The following is a 6377-nucleotide window of genomic DNA, read 5'->3' as shown; positions in this document are numbered from 1 at the left end:
CGCCCCCTCCGATTGGGCCATGACCCAGCACTCCCTGGGCAACCTATTTTTACGCCGCTATGAGCGCAGCGGCGAGGACGCCCACGCCCAAACCGCCCAGGCACACTATCAAAACGCCCTCCTCGTATACACCCGCGACGCCGCCCCCTCCGATTGGGCCATGACCCAGCACTCCCTGGGCAACCTATTTTTACGCCGCTATGAGCGCAGCGGCGAGGACGCCCACGCCCAAACCGCCCAGGCACACTATCAAAACGCCCTCCAGATCCGCACCCGCGACGCCGCCCCCTCCGATTGGGCCATGACCCAGCACTCCCTGGGCAACCTGTTCCTGGACCGCTATGAGCGCAGCGGCCAGGACGCCCACGCCCAAACCGCCCAGGCACACTATCAAAACGCCCTCCTCGTATACACCCGCGACGCCGCCCCCTCCGATTGGGCCATGACCCAGCACTCCCTGGGCAACCTGTTCCTGGACCGCTATGAGCGCAGCGGCGAGGACGCCCACGCCCAAACCGCCCAGGCACACTATCAAAACGCCCTCCTCGTATACACCCGCGACGACGCCCCCTCCCACTGGGCCATGACCCAGCACTCCCTGGGCAACCTGTTCCTGGACCGCTATGAGCGCAGCGGCCAGGACGCCCACGCCCAAACCGCCCAGGCACACTATCAGCAGGTAATCCACCTGGCTGAGGAAAAACCCCTGCCGGCGGTGTTCCCTTTCCGCGCCGCTACGGCACTCTCTCGCCTGAATTTCCTCTGTAGGGACTGGCAGGGGGTGCTGCAATCGGCTCAGGCAGCGCACGTCCCGCTGGAGGAATTGCTGGCAATGCAAAGCGAATCGGGCGGATCGGAAGACTGGCTGGCGGAGGCGCAGGGTTTGCCCATCAGAACTGCCTTCGCCCGGCTTCAGGAACAGCCGGCAGATCCCCGGAAAGCCGTTGAAGCACTGGAAGAAGGGCGCGGGCAACTCCTGCGAGAAGCCCTTTACCGCCAGAGCGCCGCTGTTGAGCGCTTACCCTCACTGGGCTTTAAGACTCTTTATGAAGACTGGAAAAAAACGGTCGAAGAAGAGCGCCGCCTGCTAAACCTGCCCTTCGCGGAGCGCCATCCCGGCTGGTTTGAGGACCTGCCTGCGGCAAGAGCGCGCGTTAAAGCCGTTGCCGGGGAGATTCGCCAGCAAGCCGGTTCGTCGTATCCGGAATTCCGCTATTTCCTTCAATCTCTGCCCTTTGAGGAGATCCAGCACCAGGCGCAGGACGCCCCGCTGGTCTATCTGGCGGCGACCCCGTACGGCGGTTTTGCCCTGATCGTGCGCGCACAGGGCGAACCGCAGGCGGTGGACCTGCCGCTCCTCCACGAGCAAACCCTGCGCGAGCGGGTTCTGGGAGGCGGGAAGAGGCGCCGGGTACCGGGAGCCTATCTGGGTGCCTATCAACACTGGCTGAATCTGGGAAAAATCTTTCCCATTTTCCAAACCGCCTGGCAGGATGAACTGGATGCCCTGCTGGAGTGGCTGGGGGAGGCGGTGATGGCGCCCCTGCTGGAGGCGCTTTCCGGGGAGGAGCGCGCCGTGCTCATCCCCGGGGGCTGGCTGGGCATCCTGCCTCTGCACGCCGCCCGCCTGCCGCAGGGCGGTTACGCCCTCGACCGGATGACCTTTACCTACGCGCCCGGCGCGCATGCCCTTTACCACGCCCGTCAGCATCAGAACGGCAACGGAGAGCACCTGCTGGCGGTGGAGAACCCCCGCGAGGACCTGATTTTCACCCCCTGGGAGGTGCGGGCGGCGCGGCGCTACTTCCCGGGGCGCTGTACCCACCTGCGCGGGAAAAAAGCCACCCTCCAGGCGGTGGAGCAAGCCCTGCCAGAGGCAGGCATTTTGCACTTTTCCACCCACGGCAGTGCCGGCTGGGGCGACAGCCAGCGCGCCGCGCTGGCGCTGGCAAACAGCCAGAGCCTCTCCCTGAAGCGGGTCTATGCCCTGCACCTCCAGCGGGCGCAGGTCGCCATCCTCTCCGCCTGCGAGACGGCTGTCCCCGGGTTGAAAGCCCCGGATGAAGTCCTCTCCCTGCCGGCGGGCTGGATGCTGGCGGGCGTTCCACGGGTGATCGGCTCGCTGTGGGCGGTGGACGACCTGAGCACCGCCCTGCTGATCACGCGCTTTTACGACCTGTGGCAGGGCGCAGGCAAACCGATCCCCGAAGCCCTGCGCGAGGCACAGCGGTGGCTGAGGGACACCCCGCCGGAGGAACTGCGCTCCTACTGCCGTAAGTATCCCGATCGCGAGGTGGGGCAGGCGTTCCACCGCTACCTGACCCTGTTCAGCGACAGCCCGAACTTCGCCCATCCGTTTTTCTGGGCAGGCTTTGCCTGCGTGGGTCTCCCCTGAAGGAAGGAGGAGGAAAATCATGTCGGAAGAGAACCTGTTTCCGCTGGAAGAATTCGTTCAACGGATTGCGCCGCGCCTGCCCTCAAAGGAGCAACAGGCGCGTCTGCAAGATCTGCTGGATCGCGCGGCGCGCGGCGACCCCGAAGCCGGGTTCGATCTGGACGATGCCGTCCGGGATCTTCCCCCGGCGGCTCAGGACTGGCTGAAGGAGAAGTACCGGATTCATGAACAGCATCAGCGCGGCATGGAAACCCTGCCCGGGCAGATCAGCCTCCTGCACGCCAGCCAGCGCTGGGTGTGTCCCGAAGAAAACTGCCCTGAGGATGAGCCGGTGCTTCAGGAGGGCGAAGAGCCCCCGGAATGCCCTCGTCATCGCCGCAAAATGATTCGCGCCAGTCAGAAGAAAGACCATGCTGGATAAATTCTGGGAATCGCTGGGCGAGGATCTGGCAAAGCGCTGGGCAGAGCACCTGTTCGGTCCGGCGGGGCTGTTCTGGCTGGGAGGGGCTGTGCTGGCGCTGGAGCGGGGGCTGGCACAGCAGGGTTGGACGGCATTTCTGAACCTGAGCGCCTGGCTTCAGGGGGCGCTGGCACTCGCCGCCATTGCCGGGGTGATCGGGAGCGCCCTGCTGATGCGCCTGGGCGTGTTTCCCCTCCTGCGGGCGCTGGAAGGCTACTGGGGACGGCAACTGCGCCTGTGGGTCACCCGTCCGCTGGCGCGGCGCTGGCATCAGCGCTATGAGCGCGCCCGCGCCCTGCAGAAGAAGAAAACGGGCGAAGCCCTCAGCGAGGCGGAACAACTGGAACTGACCGAACTGGAAACCTGGCTTCATCAGTACCCGCGGCGGCGGGGAGACCTGATGCCCACCCGACTGGGCAACCTGCTGCGGGCGCGGGAACTGGCACCGCGGGACAAATACGGGCTGGACGCGGTGGTGTGCTGGGCGCGGCTGTGGGGGCTTCTGCCGTCGGACCTGCGCGAGGACCTCATCCTGGCACGGACAGCGCTCAACCGCCGGGTGGAAGCCTTCGGCTGGGGCGGGCTCTTTTGGCTGTGGGGAGCCATCTCGCCGTGGGCAATCCCCGTGGCAGTCGTCTGGATGATGGTCGCTTACCATCAGGCTGTGCTTGCCGCCGCGCCCTACGGCGATCTGATCGAAACCGCCTTCGACCTGTACCGCTTCCGCCTGTACGACGCGCTGGGCTGGCGGCGTCCGCCGGACAGCGCCGCAGAGCGGGCATACGGCGAAGCCCTGAGCGAATTCCTGTGGCGCGGCACGGTGAAAGAACCCGTGCCTTATCCCCCCGAACGGCCGCAGGAGGGGTAATCTTCCGCGTTTCTTCCAGAGAGAAGGTCTCCCCTTCTTACAGGGGAGGGGGTGATGATTCCCCCCTGAGAGATGAAAATCCCGCCCATAATTTGCGATTCTGTGATACAATTGCGCCCTGCAAACCGCGTTGTTACTTTCCGCCCTCTCCGCGCCTGCGGCTGTGAGGGAGGGCAAACCCAAGGAAAGGAGGATTCCAGCATGCGTAACTACGAGGTGATTTTCATTATCCATCCTGAACTGGATGAAACTGCCAGTACTGCCCTGATTGAAAAGGTGCAGGGATGGATTACCGGAGCAGGCGGTACGGTGGAAAAGACCGACGTCTGGGGCAAGCGTTCGATGGCGTATTCCATCCGCAAACAGCGGGAGGGCAATTACGTCTATATGCAGGTCGCCATGCCCCCCGCGTTCGTCAACGAACTGTCCACCAATCTGCGTCTGACCGAGCCCGTTTTGCGCTATCTGATCACGGCGATTGGATAAGCCAGCGGAGTGGGAGAGGACTGAATTAAACGAGGAAATGGTATGAGTCGGGGACTGAACAAAGTGATGATCATTGGTCATCTGGGACGCGACCCGGAAATGCGCTACACGCCCTCCGGCAAACCGGTGACCACCTTCCCGGTTGCCACTACCCGCACCTGGAACTCGGTGGACGGCGAACGCCACACCGAAACCGAATGGTTCAACGTGGTGGCATGGGGACAACTGGCGGAAATCTGCAAGCAGTACCTTGCCAAGGGTCAGCAGGTGTACGTCGAGGGGCGTCTGCAGACGCGCCGCTGGGAAGACAGCGAAGGCGTCAAGCATGTGTCGGTGGAAATCGTCGCCAGCGAGATGATGATGCTGGGAGATCGCCGCGACGTCAATCAGACTGTGGAAACAGCCCTCTCCGAAGAAGAAGCCGATGAAGAATATCCCTTCTAAATGGAGCAAGACCCATGAGCGATGAAATGATGATGGATGTCGAACAACCGCAGGTGCGGCGGTACATGGCGCGCCCAAAGTTCTGCCAGTTCTGTCTGGATAAGAACGTCAAGATTGACTACAAAGCCGTTGATCTGCTGCGCCGCTACGTGACCGAAGAGGGCAAAATCCGCCCGCGCCGGCAGACCGGCACCTGCGCCAAACACCAGCGCGAACTGGCGACCGCGATCAAACGCGCCCGCCATCTGGCGTTCCTGCCCTTCGTGGCATCGGATGAACAGGAATAAAGCCTAAACATTTCCATCCCGGGGCAGGGGTCACGCCGACCCTTGCCCTATTTTTGTATTGAGGTATCCATGGCAAAGCAACCGGAAAAGAAGATGATCTCCAACCGAAAACATCTCGCCCGCATCGAACGGGAAAAAATGCAGAGGCGTTACCTGCTCCTCGGCACGGCGATTGTGCTGATTGCGGTCGTCGGACTGATTGTCTACGGCATTCTCGAGCAGACCGTGCTCCAGCAGAACCGCGCGGTGGCGCAGGTGGGTCAGGAAAAGATTACTGTGAAAGAATTCCAGACCGAGGCGAAGTTCTGGCGCTATCTGCAGGTTCAACAGTACAACAACCTCGCCAGCAACCCGATTCTGGTGCAGTTCTACGGCTCTTACCTGCAGGAACTGGAAAATTCGCTTGCCGACCCGCAAATCATCGGCAAACAGGTGCTGGATGCGATGATTGAAGATGCGCTGGTGGCGCAGGAAGCCGCCCGACGCGGCATCACCGTGAGCGAAGAGGAAATTGACAAAGAGATGCAGGAAGCCTTTGGCTTCTTCATCAACGGCACACCCACCCCCACCGTCACCGCCACGCCGTTTGCCACCGCCACCCTCACCACCCAGCAGTTAACCTGGCTCCCGCCGACGGATACGCCGGAACCCACAGCAACCCCGGAACCGGCAACCCCCACCCCGGAAGTCACCCCCACACCGGAGCCCTCTGCCACTCCCACGCCCGAAGGTCCCACCCCTACGGCAACGGCTTCTCCCACCCCTCTGCCAACGGCGACCCCCTACACGGTGGAAGGATACAAACAAACCTACAGCGATTTCTTAGCCAAGGTGCAGGCGTTCGGGTATGACGAAACCCATCTGCGCAATTACATCAAGCGCCTGATTCTGAAGCGCAAACTGGCAGAGGCACTGAGCGCTGACCTGCCACGCGAAGAAGAAAAGGTGTGGGCGCGCCACATCCTGGTGGAGACTGAGGAAACCGCCAGAGAGGTGCTGGATCGCCTTAACAAGGGCGAGGACTGGGTGAAACTGGCGGCAGAGTACTCCAAAGACAGCAGCAACGCCAATAAAGGCGGCGATCTGGGCTGGTTTGGAAAAGGCACCATGGTGAAGGAATTTGAAGAGGCTGTGTATGCGCTCAAAGTGGGCGAGATCAGCCAGCTGGTGCAGACATCCTTCGGGTACCACATCATCCAGTTGCTGGGCCGCGAAGTCCGTCCGCTGACGGATGAGGAACTCAACCAGAAGAAACAGGCAGCATACGACGAGTGGCTGAATCAGGCAAAATCTACCGAGACAGTCAAAACCTTTGACCTGTGGATGGAGGTGGCGCCCAAGGAACCCGCCATCACGCCGGTTGCCCTTCCCTCCACCGGGCAGTAAAGCCCGCTTCTGAAGAAATCAAAAGGCTGTCCTGTTATCCGGGACAGCCTT

General features: G+C 62.2%; 7 protein-coding genes. All 7 read left to right on the top strand.

The features are described 5' to 3' along the window. The coding region (locus LHF31_RS12155) for a CHAT domain-containing protein (RefSeq protein ID WP_303774264.1) at positions 1–2395 on the top strand (2395 nt) is incomplete at its 5' end. A 19-nt stretch (positions 2396–2414) separates the two neighbouring features. Then, complete coding sequence (locus LHF31_RS12150; protein ID WP_298007835.1) at positions 2415–2816, top strand: hypothetical protein; 402 nt, start codon at positions 2415–2417, stop codon at positions 2814–2816. Then, complete coding sequence (locus tag LHF31_RS12145; protein WP_298007837.1) at positions 2806–3723, top strand: hypothetical protein; 918 nt, start codon at positions 2806–2808, stop codon at positions 3721–3723. Before LHF31_RS12150 ends, LHF31_RS12145 begins: the two co-directional genes overlap by 11 nt. A gap of 201 nt (positions 3724–3924) precedes the next feature. Next, complete coding sequence (gene rpsF, locus LHF31_RS12140; protein ID WP_298007839.1) at positions 3925–4209, top strand: 30S ribosomal protein S6; 285 nt, start codon at positions 3925–3927, stop codon at positions 4207–4209. Positions 4210–4251: 42 nt separating this feature from the next. After that, positions 4252–4653: a single-stranded DNA-binding protein gene (locus LHF31_RS12135; protein WP_298007841.1), complete on the top strand. Its 402-nt coding sequence runs from the start codon at positions 4252–4254 to the stop codon at positions 4651–4653. Between the two features lie 14 nt (positions 4654–4667). Then, positions 4668–4940 carry a 30S ribosomal protein S18 gene (gene rpsR / locus LHF31_RS12130; RefSeq protein WP_363324779.1) on the top strand — a complete coding sequence of 91 codons (273 nt, stop codon included), beginning with the start codon at positions 4668–4670 and terminating at the stop codon, positions 4938–4940. A 69-nt stretch (positions 4941–5009) separates the two neighbouring features. Further along, on the top strand, positions 5010–6326 hold the full coding sequence (locus LHF31_RS12125) for a peptidylprolyl isomerase (protein WP_298007843.1): 1317 nt from the start codon (positions 5010–5012) through the stop codon (positions 6324–6326). Positions 6327–6377: the final 51 nt, after the last annotated feature.

Source organism: Anaerolinea thermophila (assembly GCF_020723905.1).
GTDB lineage: Bacteria > Chloroflexota > Anaerolineae > Anaerolineales > Anaerolineaceae > Anaerolinea > Anaerolinea thermophila_A.
This window is presented reverse-complemented; position numbering and strand designations above follow the sequence as displayed.